The sequence below is a fragment of the Psychromonas ossibalaenae ATCC BAA-1528 genome (assembly GCF_000381745.1).
GTDB lineage: Bacteria > Pseudomonadota > Gammaproteobacteria > Enterobacterales > Psychromonadaceae > Psychromonas > Psychromonas ossibalaenae.
In genome coordinates, this window is sequence record NZ_KB907009.1 from 1 (window position 1) to 20,238 (window position 20,238).

At 42.5% G+C, this 20,238-nt stretch carries 17 protein-coding genes; 5 read left to right on the forward strand and 12 right to left on the reverse strand.

The annotated features are described in order from the left end of the window. Nucleotides 1–373 precede the first annotated feature (373 nt). The 4 genes from G327_RS0117495 to G327_RS0117510 all read right to left on the reverse strand — a co-directional run bounded on the left by G327_RS0117495 (nucleotide 374) and on the right by G327_RS0117510 (nucleotide 3,323). Nucleotides 374–1,177, reverse strand: coding sequence for a DODA-type extradiol aromatic ring-opening family dioxygenase (locus G327_RS0117495; RefSeq protein WP_019616103.1), 804 nt, complete (start codon nucleotides 1,175–1,177; stop codon nucleotides 374–376). Nucleotides 1,178–1,181: 4 nt separating this feature from the next. After that, nucleotides 1,182–2,126: a glutathione S-transferase family protein gene (locus G327_RS0117500; RefSeq protein WP_019616104.1), complete on the reverse strand. Its 945-nt coding sequence runs from the start codon at nucleotides 2,124–2,126 to the stop codon at nucleotides 1,182–1,184. A 70-nt stretch (nucleotides 2,127–2,196) separates the two neighbouring features. Beyond that, nucleotides 2,197–2,646 (reverse strand): DoxX family protein, encoded by a 450-nt coding sequence (locus G327_RS0117505; protein WP_019616105.1) that lies wholly within the window; start codon nucleotides 2,644–2,646, stop codon nucleotides 2,197–2,199. Nucleotides 2,647–2,951: 305 nt separating this feature from the next. After that, nucleotides 2,952–3,323, reverse strand: a complete 372-nt coding sequence (locus G327_RS0117510; RefSeq protein ID WP_019616106.1) for a hypothetical protein — start codon at nucleotides 3,321–3,323, stop codon at nucleotides 2,952–2,954. A 175-nt stretch (nucleotides 3,324–3,498) separates the two neighbouring features. On the opposite strand from G327_RS0117510, the gene G327_RS0117515 reads away from it, so the two are divergent. Continuing rightward, nucleotides 3,499–4,401 (forward strand): LysR family transcriptional regulator, encoded by a 903-nt coding sequence (locus G327_RS0117515; protein ID WP_019616107.1) that lies wholly within the window; start codon nucleotides 3,499–3,501, stop codon nucleotides 4,399–4,401. Nucleotides 4,402–4,524: 123 nt separating this feature from the next. Here G327_RS0117515 and G327_RS0117520 read toward each other — a convergent pair whose 3' ends face one another. Further along, nucleotides 4,525–5,070, reverse strand: coding sequence for a sugar O-acetyltransferase (locus G327_RS0117520; RefSeq protein ID WP_019616108.1), 546 nt, complete (start codon nucleotides 5,068–5,070; stop codon nucleotides 4,525–4,527). Between the two features lie 17 nt (nucleotides 5,071–5,087). Then, on the reverse strand, nucleotides 5,088–5,723 hold the full coding sequence (locus G327_RS0117525) for an HAD-IA family hydrolase (RefSeq protein WP_019616109.1): 636 nt from the start codon (nucleotides 5,721–5,723) through the stop codon (nucleotides 5,088–5,090). Nucleotides 5,724–5,866: 143 nt separating this feature from the next. On the opposite strand from G327_RS0117525, the gene G327_RS0117530 reads away from it, so the two are divergent. The 4 genes from G327_RS0117530 to G327_RS0117545 all read left to right on the forward strand — a co-directional run bounded on the left by G327_RS0117530 (nucleotide 5,867) and on the right by G327_RS0117545 (nucleotide 12,728). Next, the gene (locus G327_RS0117530) at nucleotides 5,867–6,628 is read left to right on the forward strand and encodes a DeoR/GlpR family DNA-binding transcription regulator (protein ID WP_019616110.1); all 762 of its coding nucleotides are present in this window, start codon (nucleotides 5,867–5,869) and stop codon (nucleotides 6,626–6,628) included. A gap of 25 nt (nucleotides 6,629–6,653) precedes the next feature. After that, nucleotides 6,654–7,091 (forward strand): TetR/AcrR family transcriptional regulator, encoded by a 438-nt coding sequence (locus tag G327_RS0117535; protein WP_019616111.1) that lies wholly within the window; start codon nucleotides 6,654–6,656, stop codon nucleotides 7,089–7,091. 262 nt (nucleotides 7,092–7,353) lie between these two features. After that, nucleotides 7,354–11,838: a response regulator gene (locus G327_RS26195; RefSeq protein ID WP_019616112.1), complete on the forward strand. Its 4,485-nt coding sequence runs from the start codon at nucleotides 7,354–7,356 to the stop codon at nucleotides 11,836–11,838. A 2-nt stretch (nucleotides 11,839–11,840) separates the two neighbouring features. Further along, nucleotides 11,841–12,728, forward strand: a complete 888-nt coding sequence (locus G327_RS0117545) for a diguanylate cyclase (RefSeq protein WP_019616113.1) — start codon at nucleotides 11,841–11,843, stop codon at nucleotides 12,726–12,728. A 54-nt stretch (nucleotides 12,729–12,782) separates the two neighbouring features. Here G327_RS0117545 and ychF read toward each other — a convergent pair whose 3' ends face one another. The 6 genes from ychF to G327_RS0117575 form a co-directional block, all read right to left on the reverse strand. Next, a complete protein-coding gene (gene ychF / locus G327_RS0117550; RefSeq protein ID WP_019616114.1) occupies nucleotides 12,783–13,874 on the reverse strand; it encodes a redox-regulated ATPase YchF in 1,092 nt (363 codons plus the stop codon). Between the two features lie 57 nt (nucleotides 13,875–13,931). Further along, a complete protein-coding gene (gene pth / locus G327_RS0117555) occupies nucleotides 13,932–14,522 on the reverse strand; it encodes an aminoacyl-tRNA hydrolase (protein ID WP_019616115.1) in 591 nt (196 codons plus the stop codon). A gap of 2 nt (nucleotides 14,523–14,524) precedes the next feature. Continuing rightward, nucleotides 14,525–15,136 carry a 50S ribosomal protein L25/general stress protein Ctc gene (locus G327_RS0117560; protein WP_019616116.1) on the reverse strand — a complete coding sequence of 204 codons (612 nt, stop codon included), beginning with the start codon at nucleotides 15,134–15,136 and terminating at the stop codon, nucleotides 14,525–14,527. Between the two features lie 252 nt (nucleotides 15,137–15,388). Beyond that, nucleotides 15,389–16,336, reverse strand: a complete 948-nt coding sequence (locus G327_RS0117565) for a ribose-phosphate pyrophosphokinase (protein ID WP_026339426.1) — start codon at nucleotides 16,334–16,336, stop codon at nucleotides 15,389–15,391. A 96-nt stretch (nucleotides 16,337–16,432) separates the two neighbouring features. After that, the gene (ispE, locus tag G327_RS0117570) at nucleotides 16,433–17,287 is read right to left on the reverse strand and encodes a 4-(cytidine 5'-diphospho)-2-C-methyl-D-erythritol kinase (protein ID WP_019616118.1); all 855 of its coding nucleotides are present in this window, start codon (nucleotides 17,285–17,287) and stop codon (nucleotides 16,433–16,435) included. A gap of 212 nt (nucleotides 17,288–17,499) precedes the next feature. After that, a complete protein-coding gene (locus G327_RS0117575) occupies nucleotides 17,500–20,238 on the reverse strand; it encodes a sulfide/dihydroorotate dehydrogenase-like FAD/NAD-binding protein (RefSeq protein ID WP_019616119.1) in 2,739 nt (912 codons plus the stop codon).

Below are 20,238 nucleotides of genomic sequence, written 5' to 3' on the forward strand. Positions count from 1 at the left end.
AAGAAGATATGCCCAACGTTAAAGCCATAACGGGTTGGACTGCTTGAATAAAGCCGAACCATAGAATTGTTAAGTTGCAGGGAAATCTGCAAAGAACTGGATTAGCGTTGGCACTAAATAATTACTGAGGCTTATAAAGCCAAGAGCAGTAGCCATACAACATTGCATGACTACATCGCTTAAATTCAGATGGGTGACTGGTGCATATTGACACCAACATTGTGATTTTTAGGTGTGTATTAACAAACAACAAATTAGCGGTTCATGTACGATTTAATACTTGGTTAAAAAACACCCAAGGAAACTTGCATACCAGCTTGACCAGAACTCACTAATGGGCGACCCCATAGATGTTAGGGTATTAGGTGCGTACTTAGTCTGACAAATATGCATCTAATGCCAATACCTCAGATTCAACACTTTGATGGATGCGCTTAATAGATTCATTATCAGCCGCGCTTCCTAATATGCAGAAAAGCGGCAAAAGGTGTTCCGGTGTTGGATGATTAAACAAAGGATATGGTGCATCATCTACATAGTTTAAAAGGCTTTTGATATTACTCGTTTGTAGATTTTTGCAAACCCATTCAGTAAACAAATTTACTTTCTTTGCTCTATCAGGATCAGGTCTTTTCGTAAACAGTTCTCGCAAGTTATGACTTATCCCGCCAGAGCCTACGATCAATATATCCTGCCCGCGTAAAACTCTCAGACATTGACCTAACCGATAGTGTGCTTCAGGCCCGAGCTGACTATTGATAGAAATTTGTACGATGGGAATGTCTGCTTTCGGGAAAATCAATTTCATCGCTATCCAGACGCCATGATCCCAGCCTTGGCCAGCATCTAAGCGGGATTTTATTCCGCCTTCACTCAACAAAACAACAACCTTTTCTGCCAGTTCAGGTGCTCCCGGTGCCGGGTAGTTAAGAGCGTACAGCGCTTCAGGAAAACCATAGTAGTCATGGATCGTAGCTGGATTCTCTCCGCTAGTGACGACAACATCATCATGCACATCAAAATGCGCTGAAAAGATAACAATTGCTTTTGGTCTAGGAAGCGTATTACCTAACTTACTTAAAAATTTCCTTGCGGCACTCTCCTCTATTGCCATCGCTGGAGAGCCGTGTGAAACGAAGAGTAGCGGAAACAGTGTTGAATTCGATTGTGCCGTCATAAAATTATACTTCGGGCCCTACTGGTACGATCCCTGTGGGGTTTAATGCTTTGATTGAATAATAACCCTGTTTGATGTGATCAAGGTTAACTGTTTTTTCAATACCCTTAATTGATAGAATGCGTTTAACGTAGCTAAATAGGTTCGGCATACTAGCTAATGTATTACGGTTACACTTAAATAACCCGTGATAGGCCGCATCAAAACGAATCAGGGTGACAAACACTCTGATATCAGTTTCAGAAATTGTGTTAGCAAATAAGTATTTATGACTGCCTTCTAAGCGGTCTTCAAGTTCATCCAGCATGTTAAATACTTTATGATAAGCCTCTTCATAGGCTAACTGCGAACTTGCGAAACCCGCCTGATACACGCCGTTATTGAGATTGTCATAAACTCGTTTATTTAATGCATCGATATCTGCGGCAAATTCATCGGGGTATAGATCCAAGGTTGATCCGGTTAAATCATCAAAGGCTGTATTTAGCATGCGAATAATGTCTGCCGATTCATTGTTAACCACAACCTTATTCACTTTATCCCAAAGAACGGGGACGGTTGCGCGCCCTGTAAAGGTTGAGTCTGCCGCTGTATATAGCTCATGCAGGTATTGATAGCCGTTAAGTGTGTCAATATCTGAACCAGGATGACCGCCAAACTGCCAACTTTGCTCTGTTAGCACAGGGTTAACAGCGCTAATGCTGATATAGTCGCTTAGCTGTTTAAGCTCTCTGACCATTAGTGTGCGTGATGCCCATGGGCAGATATAAGCAACATACAAATGATAGCGACCTTTTTCCGCTTTAAAGCCGCCAGTACCAGTCGGACCTGGTTGACCATCTTTAGTGATCCAGTTTCTAAAGCTAGAAGTTTGCCGAATAAATCGACCATCTTTATCTTTTGCCTGAACAGGCTGCCAGCTTTCAGTCCACACGCCGTTTACTAACATATTCTTTATCCTTATAGTATTTGTGAAAAAGTAACAATTTGTTCTGATTGAGGTTTGTTGGACAGATCTATTAACGGCTTTGTAACCATGACTTAATTAGATTATCCAATGAATAACGACCTGCGCCTTGAATGGCCAAAGAAACCGATGCGAACAGTAGAATTAGTGCAAATTCATAACCATTGTCGGCAAGGAAAAGACCATTTCCCCAATGTACTGTCATTGCGATAAGCATGGTAAAGGCCGTCACTGCTGCCGCTGGACGTGTTAACAATCCGAACATAAGCGCAATACCGCCAAAAAACTCTCCACTACCTGCCAATAAGGCCATTAGCATACCCGGCTCAAAGCCAATACTTGCCATCCATTGACCCGTTCCTTCCAGACCATAACCGCCAAACCAGCCGAACAGCTTTTGAGCACCGTGAGCACTTAAAACAATCCCTAATGGAATGCGAATTGTCAGCGGTGCAATACTCGTTGTTGTGTTTAATACAGATTTAATATTTTTAGAATTCATCATTATTGTCCTATTTCAATTAACTCATTTAAGTTATGCATTACCCGTTTGTTTTGCATATTCATAATATAATTAACAACCGTGAAAGGATAAATAGAGAGATTGTTGAATAACTATCAACAAAACGTTGTCAATCAGGGGCGAGGCAAATCAGTAAAAATAACGCTTCGATTTTAGGGGAGTTCAGTGAGCTGGCCGCATAGGCTTGAAACACTAATTTTTCAGCTGATAAGCTTTAATAAAGCAAAAAGCCCTACAGCTATCAAAGCTCGTAGGGCAATAAAGGCAGGATGCATATTTGCAGGTTAGTTAAACGTCTTTGAATAACGTTTCATAACCATAGTAGAGCCGTCAATATTATCGACAAATTTTTGCGCTGCCGGGTCACTCATGAATGAAGCCATAGAGGCATCAGCATCCTTCGCAGATTCCCAGTGTACAATGACAAGCCACTCTCCATTCTCCCCAGCGGCTGATTCACGTGATATGAATCCTGACTGTTTAGCAACATGTTGCTCTTCAATCGCTTTATCAATTGGAGCAAACTCACTATATGAGACTCCCTGTTTCAGTTTTAGTGTGACAATTTCAATGACTGCTGTGTCTGATGCAAAAGCACTAGAAAGTGTAATCATCATAGTTAGCAATACTAAAGATAATCTTTTGAAATAACGCATAATTAATATTTCCTCTGTTCAGTGATAATAAATAAGTTCAACTGAGTTAACTTTTTAATAGTTACCTCAAGGTGATTGGTTAATTCAGTTTGCTGCACAGGAGTAATTTACCTATGTTTAAAAACATGATAAATGCTATATTTATTGAATTATTATCAACAATACGTTGCAAATCATGGATAAAATCGATGCAATGCGGGCCTTTTCGACAGTAGTGCAAGAGGGCTCTTTTTCTAAAGCTGCAGAAAAATTAAAACTGTCACCGCAGTTAGTGAGTAAATACGTCTCGCAGTTAGAAAGCTATTTACAAACCCGACTTCTAAACCGCACTACACGTCGAGTCAGTACAACAGAAGCAGGCCTCGCTTATTTTGAACGATGCCAGCAAGTGCTTATTGATATAGAAGATATGGAAAACTCGCTTGGCGCCCTGCAGCAACAGCCTTCAGGAACACTGCGGATCAGCGCTCCCATGTCATTTGGGATGCACCATTTGTCAAAAGCATTAGTTGATTTTCAAAAGCAATACCCTCTAGTCGAGGTAGACTTACAGCTAACAGATAGAAAAGTAGATATTGTTGAAGATGGTATTGACATGGCACTACGCATCGGAGAGTTGAAAAGCTCATCTTTGATTGCGAAAAAAATTGCCCCAATCCGCTTAGTCATCTGCGCTTCTCCGGATTATCTAACATCCAATGGAACACCGAATAACCCAAGCGACTTAGCTGATCATTGTTTCTTGCGCTATAGCTATACCGATAACAGTGCTAGTTTTTCTCAGTTTAATCTAAAAGCATCTGAGATTAAGTTTAAAAGTCACTTTGTCGCAAATAACGGTGATGTTTTAGTTAATGCCGCAGTTCAAGGTGGTGGTATCACCATTCAGCCAACGTTTATCACTGGCAAACCTATATCCGAAGGAAGGTTAACGACTATTCTGGAAGAATATGAACCCGCTTCTTTAGGGCTTTATGTTGTTTATGCTCACCGGCATCATTTAGCAAGCAAAGTACGCTGCTTCATTGATTTTATCGGTGATTACTTTGGCTCTCCTCCTTATTGGGATCAGTATTGAACTCTGTTACAGAGGTAATGCCAACAATAAAAGTTAAACCAGACGCTTCAAGCGATAGCATACAAACAAAGTGAATCAGCTGCATGAGGTTTCAGGTTAAGCGAAACCTCTGAAGCTTACTGCTTAATCCAAATGCTTAATAAACTTCGCCGGTGAACCGCCTACCATAGTATCGGGCGGTACGTCTCTGGTAACCACGGAGCCGGCAGCTACAATGGATCTGGCGCCAATGGTCACTCCCTGACAGATAGACACATTGCCGCCGACCCAGACATCATCTTCTACGATAATAGGTAAACACTGGAATTCCCAGTTACGGCGTTTGCGGTGATCCAGCGGATGAGTAGGGGTATAAAACTGGGTGCTCGGGCCGATTAATACATTGTTGCCTATGGTGATCGGTGCATTATCCAGCATAGTCACACCCATATTAATATAGGTGTCACGGCCCACTGAGATAGTTTTTCCGTATTCGCATAAAAACGGCGGGCAGATAATGCTGTTGTCACCAAAGGATTTTAATAACTTGTTGAAGTAGGGTTTAGCTTTAACAAACTGACGTTGATTGATACTCTGCAAAAGAGCAAATGCTTGATCACGTAATTCATCAAATTCAGGTGCAAGGGCATCAAAATCCAGTCCCTGCTGCATTTTTTCAAATTCATTCATGGCTTATTACCTTTTTATTATTTTACATACACTGCATTGTTATCCATATTGATCTGGATATCAGCCCAGTTATTAAAGGTTTTTAAAGTACCGTTTATCTGCTCGCAGTGTCCCGCATGCATAATCTGGGCAACCGACATGCCGGCATTTAAGCCGCTTTCAATGCCGGCTTGTGCATCTTCAAAGACTAAACAATTCTGAGGCTCTATATCCAGCCACTGTGCGCCTTTTAAATAGGGAGCCGGATCCGGTTTGCTCTGCAGTACATCATCAGCAGTTACCAGGATATGCGGCACAGGCAGTCCGGCTGCCTTTAATTTTGTTAAGGCGACACGTTTTGAACTCATGGTGACGATTCCCCAGGGAACTTCGCCTAAATTTTCCAGCATGCTCTTCGCGCCGGGAACAGCAGTTACATTACGGGATAATTTTTCTTCATCAATCAGCAGCTGCGTAATTTCAGTTTTAATATCTAAATGCGGAGCATATTTTGCAATGATTACCTTGCCGTGTGTACCGTGCATCTCCGCAAAAATGGGAGCTGCATCGATTTTATGTTTATCGGCCCATGCTTCCCATAATGTTTCAACCGCAGTCGTGGTATCTACTAAGGTACCGTCTAAATCAAATAACAATGCTTTTGTAACTAACATATTCACCTCTAACCCCATAACGGGCATAAACAAGCAATAAAAGATGTGTAAAAGCGCATTTTCGCGCACCAATAAACGCATTTAACCCTAGATCTTCGTGCAAAATCAAGTAAAATTATGGAAAAAAGCGCAAAAGGCCAAAAATGTTACAGCAAGAAAGACATAACAAGATATTAGATCTGCTTAGCCAGTTAGGCAGGGTTTATGCCACCGAGCTGAGTGTGACCCTACAGGTATCTGAAGATACGATCCGCCGCGATCTTAAACAGCTCGACGAAGCCAAACTACTGCGTCGTGTACACGGTGGGGCACTGCCGCTGCAGCAGGAGTTTGATGAGTATCGCGAACGCCATGAAGAGGTGGATCCGCTGAAAAAACGGGTGGCACTAGCTGCGATTCCATTTATTAAAGAAAACCAGACTATACTGCTGGACTCGGGCACTACTTGTCTGCAGCTGGCGATGAATCTACCCACCCACTTTAATTTTACTGTGGTAACCCCCAGCCCGCTGGTGGCCACCAAACTGATCCATCATAATAATATTGAGCTGATTTTATTAGGCGGAAAAATATTTAAACCTGCGGTAATGGCATTAGGCGCAACCACCAATGCCATGCTGCGCAAGATTCATTTTGATGCCTGTTTTTTAGGTATTTGCGCCCTGCATCCGAATAAAGGGCTAAGTATTAATAACCTTGACGAAGCGGAAACATTAGCCACCATTATTGAGCAGTCAGAAAAGGTTATTGCTTTAGGTTCATCACTAAAACTTGGCAAGATGGCCACGCATAAAGTCTGTGACAGTAATAAGCTGGATCTTTTGGTGACGGACTCAAACTCGGATCAACATATTTTAAATCTATTAAAAGAAAAAGGTGTGCAGATCGAAATTTGTTCTGATTAATAAAAAGTAAAGGTTTAAGGAAATAATGGCAAAAAACTCCCAACAAGAAGCTTTGCTGACTGAGCAGCGGATTCACCAGGCAATCATTGATATATTTATGGAGCAGGGCTGGCAGGCGGTTACCTATGGTTCGCTGGCAAAGCATACTGGTTTGTCCCGCGGCGGTGTGCAGCGCATTGTTCCGAATAAGGAAGCCATGTTAAATGCTTTTCAGGGACAAATATTTCAGTCTGTTGCTGGCAGATTAGATTTTACAACCTCGGCTGCGCTATTTAAGAGCTGGAATGAGGCGCTTGATAATGCGCAGTTTAGACATTGTATAAAATATCTAATCACCGCAGTCAATGCCGACTGTGGCGGTAAACAAAAAGCTAAAGCGGGGTTGGACAAGCTGGCGGACATGGCTGGTAAAGACAACATGCATAGTTTATTAGGTATTGCTATTTACCGCTTATTAGATTAATTCCCTCTTAATAATAAGGTATTTACTGCTTATTTCCAAAAGTACAGAAGCGCTGTCACATTTATTAAACTGAAATATTTCAAATTAGAAATCAGTTATCTAGCTCTAATGTAAAAGATAAATAATCGTCTAAGCTTGCTTTGTTATCATTACAACTGGAATGCTTATGGAAAAAATACCAGCTTTGACACCGGCATCACTCAGGTACTGCATATCAGCTTTTTCTTTTTTCTCTTTCTGTACAGTCTGACTGGAGTGAATTATGCAGGAAGATAATACCGGGGTGGTTAAAAGTAAAGCTAAACAGCGCTCCATCTTTCGTGAACTGACTTTCTGGTTTTTAATACTTTCTCTATTACCGGTAAGCATCACCTGCTGGATAAATTATCAGCAGGCAAAAAACAGTCTGGTTGATGCAGCCGGTAAGCAGTTAATCCAAGATTCACATCTCACTCAGGCATTTATTCGTAACTGGTTTGATTATCGAATCAAGGATATTAAGACTCAGGCAAACTCTCCCGTTAATATTAAATTTATGCAGCGGTTAAACTATGGCTGGTTCCACAGTCAGCTGCCGTTAACAGAATATATAAACAGTTATGACTGGCAGTTTAGAAGCGAAATTTTACAAGGTGGTCTGATAAATTTTTGTAAGCAGTATGAATATATTGATGATCTGTTCTTGATTGATACTCAGGGTAATATTTTATATTCAGTAAAAAAGAAAAGTGATCTGGGAGTTAACCTCTTTTCTTCACAATTGAGCAGTACAAAGTTCTCAAAAGCGGTATCTGAAACGCTTGAGTCAGGACAAACCGGGTTTTCCGACCTGGAACGTTACGCGCCTTCAAATAATAAAATTTCATCTTTTTTAACTGTGCCTTTAATCGACGAAGAGGGCATGATGATCGGTGCTCTTGCTGTGCAGCAGCAGCTGGAACATATTTTTGCCCACATGACTCATAAAGAGGACAAAGGTTCTTCGCTGGTACATTATTTAACTTCCTTAGACGGGGAGTTACGCTCCCCGATCTCGGAAAATTTAAATACTGTATTAACGGAAAAAATAAGCAGCGAACAGTTTGATTTATGGGTTGATGAACATACAAAACTAAAAGCTGACAGTGTGCAGGAGGATCAGCATAAGCAGGTGGTGTTTGAATATTTAGGCCCTTTTGCGAAAAAAGTGTTTGGTACCCATGAATTAATTACAATTCAAAATGTTAAGTGGCTGCTGATTACTGAAATAAACAGTGAGGAGGTTTTTCAAAGTAGTAAAGAGATGGCCGAAACTGTGCTGCTGATATTATTCTTGCTGGTATTAGTGATTGTTGTTATCACGATTATTCAGGTAAAACGTATTACCGATCCGATTCAGGCATTAGTAAAAGCCAGCTTAAAAATTGCCCAGGGAAATACAGAACAGTTTGTTGAAGTTGCAGCAAATAACGAAATTGGGCAGCTTGCTGATGCATTTAATGACATGGTAAGTAAACGTAATCAGAGTGATTTACAAATTGTAAATAGTAATATTAAACTGAAAGCCGCTTTAACCGAATTATCCAGTCAGCAGTATGCCTTAGATCAGCATGCTATTGTTGCGATAACGGATATCCGGGGCACCATTACTTTTGTCAATGATAAATTCTGTGAAGTCAGCGGTTATAACCATGATCAGCTAATTGGTAATGATCACCGTATGCTTAAGTCCGGTTATCATTCTGATGCGTTTTTTAACAACCTCTATCGAACCATTGAAAGTGGAAAAATATGGCACGGAGAAGTCTGTAATAAAAGCAAAAGTGGTGAGCTTTTCTGGCTTGATACAACAATTGCCCCCTTTAAAGATAAAGACGGCTCTCCACAGAGTTATATCTCGATCCGCACTGATATTACCGAGCAGAAAAAGGCAGAGTGGCAGCAGGCCGCCAATCTGAAAGTTGCCGCGGTAAAATTAGATATTACAAAGTCTCTTTCAGCACACTCCCCGCTTTCTGAGCGTTTATCTGAAGCACTGCATAATATGATTGAACTGCCTGATTTTGGTTTTAATAATACGGCATGCATCTATTTATATGATGAACAGCTTGCGGAGTTTACTCTAGGTGCTTCGATAAATAATTTTGTTATTAATAAGGCAGAAAGTAGGGAGCTTCTACAGTTATGTAAGAAGAGTATTGCTTCACAGGCGGTTGATGTTATTAGTTCCTGCCATCACGACTGCTTAGGGGAGGAGAAACACGGGCACTATATATTACCTCTAAAAAGCAGCATCGAAAATGATATTTCCAGTCACTCTCCGCTGACCGGAGTGCTAGTTTTATCGACTCATGAAACGGTGAATTTAACTACAGAGCAGATGAATATACTGCATGACGTTTGTGATATTTTTATTAATGTACTTATCCGTGAAAAAGCCGGCAGACTGCTGCAGCAGGCGACTGTGACAGCTGAGCAGAACAATCTCTTAAAAGGCGAATTTTTAGCCAGTATGAGTCATGAAATCCGTACGCCGATGAATGGGGTACTGGGTATGTTAGGTTTACTGCTTAACAGCAAGCTTAATGAAGATCAGCAGCATAAAGCTCTGTTGGCTAAGTCAAGTGCCGAGTCGTTACTTGGACTGATCAATGATATTTTAGATTTCTCAAAAGTTGAAGCCGGTAAAATGGAGCTGGATATTATTAACTTTAATCTACGGGAAGTCCTAGGAGAGATCTCTGAGGCGATGGCGCTTCGGGCGCAGGAAAAAGGTATCGAGATTATATTAGACCTGACTAATGTCGATCATTCCATGGTAAAAGGGGACCCGGGGCGTCTGCGTCAAATTATGACTAATTTAATCAGTAATTCGATTAAATTTACCGAGCAGGGAGAAATTAAAATTACGGCCTCAGCGTACAATACTCAGGAGGAAAATATTGACTTCAGCTGCTCGGTTGAAGATTCAGGAATAGGTATTCCACAAGATAAAATTTCCACTTTATTTGAAATTTTTACTCAGGTAGATGCATCTACAACGAGAAAGTACGGCGGAACCGGATTAGGTTTGGCAATCTGTCAGAAGTTATGTTTTTTAATGGGCGGGGAAATTTATGCGCAAAGTGAAGTTGCTAAAGGGAGTATTTTTACTTTTACTGCCAAATTACAAACCAGTCATCAGTCGCAAAAAGTGCTGCCGCGGGTTGATATCAGTAAACTGCAGTTATTAATTGTTGATGATAACAGTACCAACCGGCAGGTATTACGCGGCCAGTTAGAGCACTGGGGGGCTTCGGTTGTCGAAGCGGAAGACGGCAGGCAGGCGCTGCAGATATGTACAGAGCAGCTGGCAGATAAGCATAAAATTTTTGATGTTGCTTTTTTAGATATGCAGATGCCGGAAATGGACGGTGCCCAGTTAGGAGAAATAATTAGAGATAATCACGCTTTTGATGATATGAAATTAGTTATGATGACTTCGATTGCCGCTCGTAACGAATCTAAGTTCTTTGCAGACTTAGGCTTTAATGCATATTTTCCTAAGCCGGCTACAACCTCTGATCTGTTTGACGCCTTAAATGTTGTTGTGGATAACGGTGAAGTGTTAAAAGATGCGTTGCCGTTAGTCACGCATGATTATTTAAGTACCCTGGTTCGTAAAAGAGATGTCAAATCCTGTGATAAATCACTAATTAAAATTCTCTTAGTCGAAGATAACCGTGTTAATCAGTTAGTGGCGCAGGGGATTTTAGAAGAGCTTGGTTTTAGTGCAGATATTGCCGAAAATGGTCAACAGGCTTTATCTATTCTACAGGCTTCATTAAATAACAGCGCTTATCAGTTGATCTTTATGGATTGTCAGATGCCGGTGATGGACGGCTATGAAACAACCCTGGCTATACGTAACGGAGATGCCGGCCGATCCTACACAGAGCTGCCTATCATTGCCATGACCGCTAATGCGATGGAGGGAGATCGGGAAAAATGCTTGAACTCAGGTATGGATGATTATATCGGCAAGCCGATTGATCCTAAACTTGTTGAAACTAAATTAGTTCACTGGTTAGGCTGTGACAACGAGCGTCGTGAAAGCGTTGAATTACAGCAGGGTATTAATACCAGTAGTGACGCCGCGGTTGAGCAAAGCTTATTGTGCTGGGATAAAGCAGATGCCCTGCACAGAGTATTAAACAAAGAGCCGTTATTAATTACTCTGATTAAAACTTTTATTGATGAAATGCCATCTAAAATCGATGAATTAAGCGGTGCGGTTAATAATAATGATCGCAGTCTGATTGGACATTCAGCACATACGATTAAAGGTGCTTCTGCTAATCTAAGTGCGCTGGCTCTGGCATTTTATTGTTCTGAATTAGAGAAAGCGGCTAAAACGACAAGTATTGAATCCTGTTTACAGGCTTTTACTCTTGTGAAGCAAAGCTATACTGAATTAACGGCCGAATTTAACGCTTATTTACAAGCTGCTGATAATGACAGTGAACAGAAACAGTTTGTCGGTAGCCGTTTGACTGAAAGTGAAATACTTAATCAGCTGAAGCAGTTAGCTGTCCGTTTACAGCAGAGTGACTACATTGAAGGTCAAGAAATATCACCGTTAATCGAAAGTTGTGTTGTGCCGGATATAAAACAAAAGCTGCTTAATTTACAGGAGTTGATCGGTTTGTTCGATTTAGCTAATGCCTCCAGATTAGTTGAACAAATAATTGATGAAATATATAAGCTCCCTCTACAGCAAAAGGATTGATAATGTCAGATAAAGCGTTAGTTTTAATTGTTGATGATTCAGCGACTAATCTGCAGGTGCTGGCCGCTTGCGTGAAAGATTATCATCAGTTGAAAGTGGCAACCGACGGGGAAAAATGCCTGCAGATTGCTCATCAAAGCCCGCAGCCTGACCTTATTTTATTAGATGTGGAAATGCCGGGCATGAACGGACACGAAGTCTGTAAGCGTCTCAAAGCAGATCCTCAAACAGAGGCGATTCCGGTTATTTTTATTACCGGTCTGCAGGGAGATAAAGATGAGGAGCTCGGCCTTAAACTAGGGGCTGTCGATTATATAGCCAAACCTATCCGGCCGGCGATTGTCATTGCGCGTGTTAATACTCATATCACCTTAAAACTGCAGCGTGATAAACTTAACCAGATCGCTTTTAATGACCAGTTAACGGGATTATATAATCGCCATTTTCTATTTGATGCCGCCGCTAAAAAAGTCTCCCGAGCATTAAGACACCAGTATGAACTGTGGCTGCTGATGATTGATATCGACCACTTTAAAATGATAAATGATACCTATGGCCACCCCATGGGAGATCAGATATTGAAACAGGTTGCAGCTGTGCTGGCGGTTGATAATCGGGTGGAAGATCTGGCTGCTCGATTCGGCGGAGAAGAGTTTGTGGTCATATTTGATCCCTGTGAAGATCAGGATGCATTAAATAAAGCGCAGCGGATCCTGCGTAAAATAGAGCAGCTTAAACCGCAGGGTATTAAAGTGACTGTGAGTATCGGCATGGCTAAATTAAAAGTCGAAGATGGTGAGTTTGAAAGGTTATTAAAACGTGCCGATGATGCATTATATAAAGCTAAGCAGGGCGGCAGGAACCGTATTGAGCTGGCGGCATTCCCTTAGAAGCTAAAAATTAAAAAGGCAGCCGAAGCTGCCTTTAGTGTCTTTAACAACTAGTTAAACATTAAAACGGAAGTGGATAACATCACCGTCTTTAGTTACATAGTTTTTACCTTCTAAACGCCATTTACCCGCTTCTTTCGCGCCTGATTCACCTTGGAATTCAATGAAATCATCGAAACCAATAATTTCAGCACGAATAAAGCCGCGTTCAAAGTCGGTATGGATAACACCGGCAGCCTGTGGTGCTGTTGCACCCACTTTAACTGTCCAGGCTCGTACTTCTTTAACACCGGCTGTAAAGTAAGTTTGTAAATGCAGCAGCTGGTAACCACTGTAGATAACGCGGTCTAAGCCGGGCTCTTCCTGGCCGATACCTTCTAGGAACTCTTGTTTGTCTTCTTCATCAAGCTCTGCAATTTCAGATTCAATAGCAGCACAAACAGGTACAACAACCGAGCCTTCTTTTTCTGCAATCTCACGTACCTGGTCTAAATATTCGTTATCTTCAAAACCGTCTTCACTTACGTTGGCAATATACATAGTTGGTTTAGAGGTTAAGAAATTTAAGTAAGCAACTGCTTCTTTTTCTTCTTTACTTAACTCTAGACCGCGTACCATGCCGTCAGCTTCAAGGTGTGCTTTGATTTTTTCTAAAACCGGCATTTCAAATTTAGCGTCTTTATCACCGCCTTTTGCTTTTTTAGCGACACGCAGGATACTGCGCTCACAGCTTTCTAAATCAGCAAGTGCAAGTTCGGTATTGATGATCTCAATATCATCTTTAGGGTGGATTTTACCCGCTACGTGAACGATATTATCGTCCTGGAAACAACGAACAACGTGACCGATTGCGTCTGTTTCACGAATATTCGCTAAGAACTTATTACCCAGGCCTTCACCTTTAGATGCACCTTCAACTAAACCTGCAATATCAACGAATTCCATTGTTGTAGGTAATACGCGCTGCGGGTTTACAATTTCAGCTAACTGATCAAGACGAGGATCAGGTACAGGTACAATACCTGTATTAGGCTCAATCGTACAAAATGGAAAGTTAGCAGCTTCAATGCCCGCTTTTGTTAACGCGTTAAATAATGTTGACTTACCTACATTTGGTAAACCGACGATGCCACATTTGAAACCCATGATTAATATCCTATTTTGTTAGTTGTTTGTGTTAATTGATAGATAGTTTTGTGAATATTATTCAGCTTTAAAACTATGTAAGCGATTCATCGCTTTTTCTAACCCGTCCTGCCCTAATATGTGGGTACAACGTGCAGCTTCATCAATACTTTGGTCAATCAGGTTCTGCTCGCTGCTTGGTGCTTTGCCAAGTACAAAACCACTGACTCTATTGCGGTCACCAGGGTGACCAATACCGATACGCAGACGGTAAAAATTTTTATTGTTGCCAAGTTTAGAGATGATATCTTTTAAGCCGTTATGTCCGCCGTGTCCGCCGCCTAATTTAAACTTCGCAATACCGGGAGACAGATCCAGTTCATCATGTGCGACGAGGATCTCTTCAGGTTTAATGCGATAAAAATTCGCCATAGCAGCCACTGATTTTCCGCTAAGGTTCATAAAGGTCGTTGGTACAAGAAGACGCAGATCGTTACCAGCAAATTGAATACGTCCGGTAAGGCCGTAAAACTTTGCTTCTGCTTTAAGCTGGATATTTTCTTGAGAGGCGAGCTGGTTTAAATACCATTGCCCTGCATTGTGTCTGGTTTGCGCATATTCGGGGCCTGGATTAGCCAGGCCCACAAGCAGTTTAATCGTAGTTGACACGATTACTCAGCTGCTGCTTCTTCTGTTTCAGCTACTGGAGCTTTCTTAGATAGTGCGATTGAAACTAATGGAAGGTCATGTGAAGCACCTTTGATTAGTTCAACTGACTCAACACCAGTAGGAAGCGCTAGGTCAGAGATATGTACTGTTGCGCCGATTTCCATTTTGCTGATATCAACTTCAATGAATGCAGGCAGATCAGAAGGCAGACAAGAAACTTCAACTTCGTTAGCAAGGTGAGAAACTACACCGCCGTTTTTAACTGCTTCTGAAGCATCTTCATTGATGAAGTGCAGAGGAACAGTTGTATGCAGTTTTTGAGATGCATCAACACGTAGAAGATCTAAATGCTGGATACGCTCTTTGAATGCGTGACGCTGGATATCTTTAAGCAGTACTTGCTCTGCAACACCATCAATTTCAAGATCTAGAATTGAAGAGTAAAATGCTTCTACAGTTTCAACTTTAAGTAGTTCTTTATGTTCAAAAGTTACTGATACAGGCTCTTTAGCTGCACCGTAAACGATTGCTGGTACTAGATCTTCGTGACGAAGGCGGCGGCTCGCACCTTTCCCTAGGTCTGTACGAGATGTTGCGATTAATTTAATAGACATGGTGTAACTCCAATAACGAGGGGCTTTACATTAAGCTCCTCAAATTTAAAATAGATTTTATCTTGCGACCAGATAAAACCGCCTTACCAGTCTCATGTGAATGAGGCAGATAAAAAAGGCGCGCTATAATAACGCGCCGAAAGAATTTTGTACAACATTAAAATAGATTCAAGGTATAAAAAAACGCTTAACTGTGAAAACAATTAAGCGTTTTTTTGAAAAGCGCGTTAAACCAGGTTTAAGTGCTTTTACTTAGTAGTGAAACATTGCCGAGATTGACTCTTCGTTGCTCACGCGGCGAATAGCTTCTGCAAGCATGCCGCTTAATGTTAACTGCTTAACTTTACCCGTAGCAAGAAGCTCATCAGAAAGCGGGATAGAATCGGTAACAATGAATTCATCTATAACAGAGTTTTTGATGTTTTCAACCGCTGAACCAGAGAATACAGCGTGTGTTGCATAAGCATAAACAGATAATGCGCCGCGCTCTTTAAGAGCCGCCGCCGCCTGGCATAATGTGCCGCCGGTATCAATCATGTCATCAACGATAATACAGTTACGGCCTTCTACTTCACCAATCAGGTGCATAACTTGTGCTACGTTTGCTTTCGGACGACGTTTGTCGATGATTGCAAGATCGGCGTCATCTAATAATTTAGCGTGTGCACGTGCACGTACAACACCGCCGATATCAGGGGAAACGATCATCGGATTATCCAGTTTCTTCTCTAACATATCTTCAAGAAGCACAGAGCTGCCGAATACGTTATCGACTGGTACGTCGAAGAAACCTTGAATTTGTTCTGCATGCAGGTCAACCGTTAAGACACGGTCCACACCAACGTTCGATAAGAAGTCAGCAACTACTTTTGCAGTGATTGGAACACGACTTGAACGTACTCGGCGATCTTGACGTGCATAACCAAAGTAAGGGATAACGGCAGTAATACGACCCGCTGATGCACGACGAAGCGCATCAATCATCACGATTAACTCCATTAAGTTATCATTGGTTGGTGCACAAGTTGATTGAATGATGAAAATATCATCGCCGCGTACATTTTCGTTAATCTGTACGTGAATCTCTCCATCACTGAAGCGTCCGACTTCTGCACTTCCTGGTTTAATGAAAAGTCGATCAGCAATTTTTTGGGCTAATTCGGGTGTGGCGTTACCGGCAAATAGTTTCATATTTGGCACTGTGAGGACCTCTGTAATCCTGATGGGTTACGTTAAAAAGCAACATGCTGATTAACATTTGTTACTGATTATTAAAGATAATCAGTAAAGTAAGTTTTATTTTAATGTGGATAATAACTGCCTTAAAGGGGAGTTATTCAAGCCCTGCGCGGTGAAAGCATTTAACCATGCAGGAGTTTTCTCCAACAAAACTTGGGCGTCGGGTAAACTGTTAAATGTGCTGAAAACACATGCACCAGTCCCGGTCAGCCGAGTCGGTGCGTATTCTATCAACCAGTCTATTATCTTGGCAACCTCCGGATAGGTATTTTTCACACAGGGCTGGCAGTCATTTGACCATTTTTGATTCATTAAAGCAGCATGCTCCCGCTTAACCGTAGTGCGGATTAACTGCGGATCACCAAATACTGCTGGTGTTGAAATAAAACAGTCTGGCACTGCGACTAGGTAACTGTTTTCAATAGGGTTTGCCGGGCTTAGTTGTTCACCAACCCCCTCGGCTACTGCCGCTTTTCCATGCACAAAAATCGGTACATCCGCCCCTAGTTCAAGGCCGATATCAGCTAGCTCCTGTTCGCTAAGATTGATGTTCCAGTGATAATTTAATGCGACTAAAGTTGTGGCAGCATCTGAAGAGCCGCCGCCTAAGCCCCCTCCCATAGGTAAATTTTTCTGTAAATGAATAGATGCGCCATAGTTCTCGGGAGCGTGAGCTTTTAAAAGCATAGCCGCTTTGTAGATCAGGTTGTCTTTTATATCTAAACCTTCTATCTCAGGAGTGATGGTTATTTCACCAGACTGGTTTGATCTGATGGTTAAATAATCACATTTATCAATAAATTGAAATAGTGTCTGTAATTCATGATATCCGTCTTCCCGCTGGCCGTTTATATATAAAAAAAGGTTGAGTTTAGCGGGCGCCGGCCAACGGATCGTATCGGTATTTATCATGTTTTATCTCTTTATTAAGCTGCTTTGAAATCAAGATAGTAGCGATTTATTGTTTTTAAATACAGGATTGATGTAATTATTTAATTTCATGTAGAAGACCTGTACGAAATATTTTTCGCGCAGGGTATCAAACGGATTTGTCCAGTTTAGTGCTAACCGCTTACTGGTGAATAAGATCAGCACTAAACTGGTTTTTAGGTTGGTGATATGTTTTACTCTTCAATTAAGCGATGATCGATCTGACTCTGGTGTTCCTGCGGTTTAAACTGATTAAACCGAGGAAGAAATTTGTCCCAGTCGATTATATGGCTGTTTATTTCAGGACCATCGATGCAGGCATGCTTGCGGATCAGCTTACCATTTTCCATAACCGGCACCATACAGGCGCCGCACATGCCCGTCGCGTCGACCATGATCGAGTTCAGGCTGGCAACGCATGGCACCTTATAATTGAGTGTTAAATCACTCACCGCGCGCATCATCATTGGCGGACCGATAGTGACAACCTCGGCAATGCATTTTTCGGCTTTGTCGAGATGATTAACCAGCATCTCTTCCAGCGGCATGGTGACAAAGCCTTTAATCCCCAACGAGCCGTCGTTACTGGCATAAATCACTTCAAGTAGATCCGGGTAGCGGCTGCGCAAGGTTTCAAGGCGACCGTTGTCTTCTGTCCAGAAGCATAAATCTCGGTTTCTGAAGCCTGATATCAGGGTGACTTTATTACCTGTTTCAAGGTGTGCACGCATAATCGGATATACGGCAGGCAAACCCACTCCACCTGCGGTGAATATCACGCGCTGCTTTTCTGGATGTATAGCTATATGACTTGCCTGTCCAAGCGGACCGGCAATAGCGGCAAAACAGTCTCCCTGCTGCATCTGGTTAATTATTTTTGAGCTGCTGCCAAGGCCCTGGATAACGAGAGTAATGGTGCCGTCTTCTCGATTCCAGTCAGCAATAGTCAAAGGTATCAGCTCACCTTTATTATCGGCTAATACGCGTACAAACTGTCCGGCTTTAGCTGATTGTGCAATTAAAGGGGCTTTGATGGTGAATTCAACAATGCCGTCGGCTAACTGACTGCGCTTAATGATTTCTGGCGGGGTTTGCCCCAAATCCGTATAGCGGCTCGCTCGTTCGACAAGATTATTAATCTCCCGGGCATTAAAATTCAAACCCTTCATGATTTCCTTCGCTGCCGCCTGGCCGTCACCAGCGGCTTTAATCGCAGTAGATCCGCCGCGGGCTGCGTCGCCACCACTATAAATACCGCTTAACGAAGTTTGCTGCGATCCTTTATTGAGCAGTACGGTGCCCCATTTAGAGGTTTTTAAATCAGGCTCTGCATCTTTAACGATTGGATTGGAGTTGTTACCGAGCGCCATGATGACTAAATCAACCTGCATCAGTTCAGTTTCGCCGGTTGCCTGCGGGCGCCGGCGACCCGATGCATCCGGTTCACCTAAGACCATTACTTCGAGTTTAGTGCTGGCGAGCTGGTGGTTTTTGTCCCCGTTAAACTCACAGGGAGAACGCAGTTCTTTAAGTTTGATTCCCTCTTCGATAGCATGGTGCAGCTCTTCAACTCGCGCAGGCATTTCCTGGCGGGTACGCCGGTAGACAATCGTCACGTCGGCACCCAGGCGGCATGCGGTACGTGCTGCATCCATTGCGGTATTACCGCCGCCGATGATCATCACCTGTTTGCCTTGAACGTAAGGCAATGGAGTTTCATACTCGGCTTCATTAGCATGCATCAGGTTAACCCGGGTTAAAAACTCATTGGCCGACATGATATTAAGCAGATGTTCACCCGGTACATTCATAAAGCGAGGCAAACCAGCGCCTGTTCCCACAAATATTCGTGTAAAACCTGCTCGTTTTAAATCAGCAAGTGTGGCTGTTTTACCCACAATGTAGTTGGTCACGAAGCGGCCGCCAAGTGCTTTGATTTTGCCGACCACATCATCGATTAACTGATTTGGTAAACGGAATTCGGGAATGCCATAGCGCAGTACCCCGCCGAGCGCGTGAAATGCTTCAAATATTGTTACAGGGTAACCCGCTTTCGCTAATAGATAGGCGTTAATCAGGCCTGACGGGCCGGAACCTACAATAGCAACCGGTGGTTTGGAGGCTACAGCCCAGGGACTGCACACGACGGTATCGTCTTCTGTGCCGTTTTTTAACTCACGCTGCGGTAAAAACCATTCTAGCTGTCCGATCTCGATCGGACGTTCGTTAAGGGTACACACGCCTTGACACTGAAGTTCTTGAGGGCAAACTCGACCGGTTACATCGGGCAGCGGGTTAGCATCGCGAATCAGTTCAAAAGCGGCTTTAAACTTGCCTTCACCCATCAGATTTAATACTTGAGGAATATGAATTTTTACCGGACAGCCGCCGTCATTATCACCGCTCTCCTCGCCTTGTTTATTACAGCTTGGAATACCGACTTCACAAGGACTGTCTTCACATTGTTTGTCACGTAATACTTCCAGCCAGACAAACAGATCCACTTCTCGTAAGCTGTAACCCAGGCCCATGTAACCAAGGTAACCCTGGTTAACCAGGTCAAAGTCCCTGCGTCGTTCATCAGCTGGACGGACATAAGGGGGAATATTATTTTTTCCCGGCCAGCCCGCTGACAAACCTTTAAACATAGGATAACGGCTGGACAGATGTTGATCTAATCCGTGGATAAATGCACGTTTGTGTTTAAGCGGACTTCGCCATAAATAGCGCTGCAGGGTGATACTGAGTTCATTATCTGCTAGCAGTAATTCCCACAGTTTTTCTGTAAAGGCTGCGTTTAGTTTACCTTGTTTCATCATTTGCCGGATAGCCTGCTGGCTGTCGTCAATGATCATCTGTTGAAACCGCTGCGGGTCCTGATCCATCCGCTGCATCAATAAGTTGCGCTGTGACTGAGATAATGTGGCTGTCAT

Coding starts and splice junctions, on each gene's coding strand:
- G327_RS0117495 (WP_019616103.1), bottom strand. CDS start 1,177: ATGACGGCACAATCGAATTCAACACTGTTTCCGCTACTCTTCGTTTCA.
- G327_RS0117500 (WP_019616104.1), bottom strand. CDS start 2,126: ATGTTAGTAAACGGCGTGTGGACTGAAAGCTGGCAGCCTGTTCAGGCA.
- G327_RS0117505 (WP_019616105.1), bottom strand. CDS start 2,646: ATGAATTCTAAAAATATTAAATCTGTATTAAACACAACAACGAGTATT.
- G327_RS0117510 (WP_019616106.1), bottom strand. CDS start 3,323: ATGCGTTATTTCAAAAGATTATCTTTAGTATTGCTAACTATGATGATT.
- G327_RS0117515 (WP_019616107.1), top strand. CDS start 3,499: ATGGATAAAATCGATGCAATGCGGGCCTTTTCGACAGTAGTGCAAGAG.
- G327_RS0117520 (WP_019616108.1), bottom strand. CDS start 5,070: ATGAATGAATTTGAAAAAATGCAGCAGGGACTGGATTTTGATGCCCTT.
- G327_RS0117525 (WP_019616109.1), bottom strand. CDS start 5,723: ATGTTAGTTACAAAAGCATTGTTATTTGATTTAGACGGTACCTTAGTA.
- G327_RS0117530 (WP_019616110.1), top strand. CDS start 5,867: ATGTTACAGCAAGAAAGACATAACAAGATATTAGATCTGCTTAGCCAG.
- G327_RS0117535 (WP_019616111.1), top strand. CDS start 6,654: ATGGCAAAAAACTCCCAACAAGAAGCTTTGCTGACTGAGCAGCGGATT.
- G327_RS26195 (WP_019616112.1), top strand. CDS start 7,354: ATGCAGGAAGATAATACCGGGGTGGTTAAAAGTAAAGCTAAACAGCGC.
- G327_RS0117545 (WP_019616113.1), top strand. CDS start 11,841: ATGTCAGATAAAGCGTTAGTTTTAATTGTTGATGATTCAGCGACTAAT.
- ychF (WP_019616114.1), bottom strand. CDS start 13,874: ATGGGTTTCAAATGTGGCATCGTCGGTTTACCAAATGTAGGTAAGTCA.
- G327_RS0117560 (WP_019616116.1), bottom strand. CDS start 15,136: ATGTCTATTAAATTAATCGCAACATCTCGTACAGACCTAGGGAAAGGT.
- ispE (WP_019616118.1), bottom strand. CDS start 17,287: ATGATAAATACCGATACGATCCGTTGGCCGGCGCCCGCTAAACTCAAC.
- G327_RS0117575 (WP_019616119.1), bottom strand. CDS start 20,238: ATGACAGCCACATTATCTCAGTCACAGCGCAACTTATTGATGCAGCGG.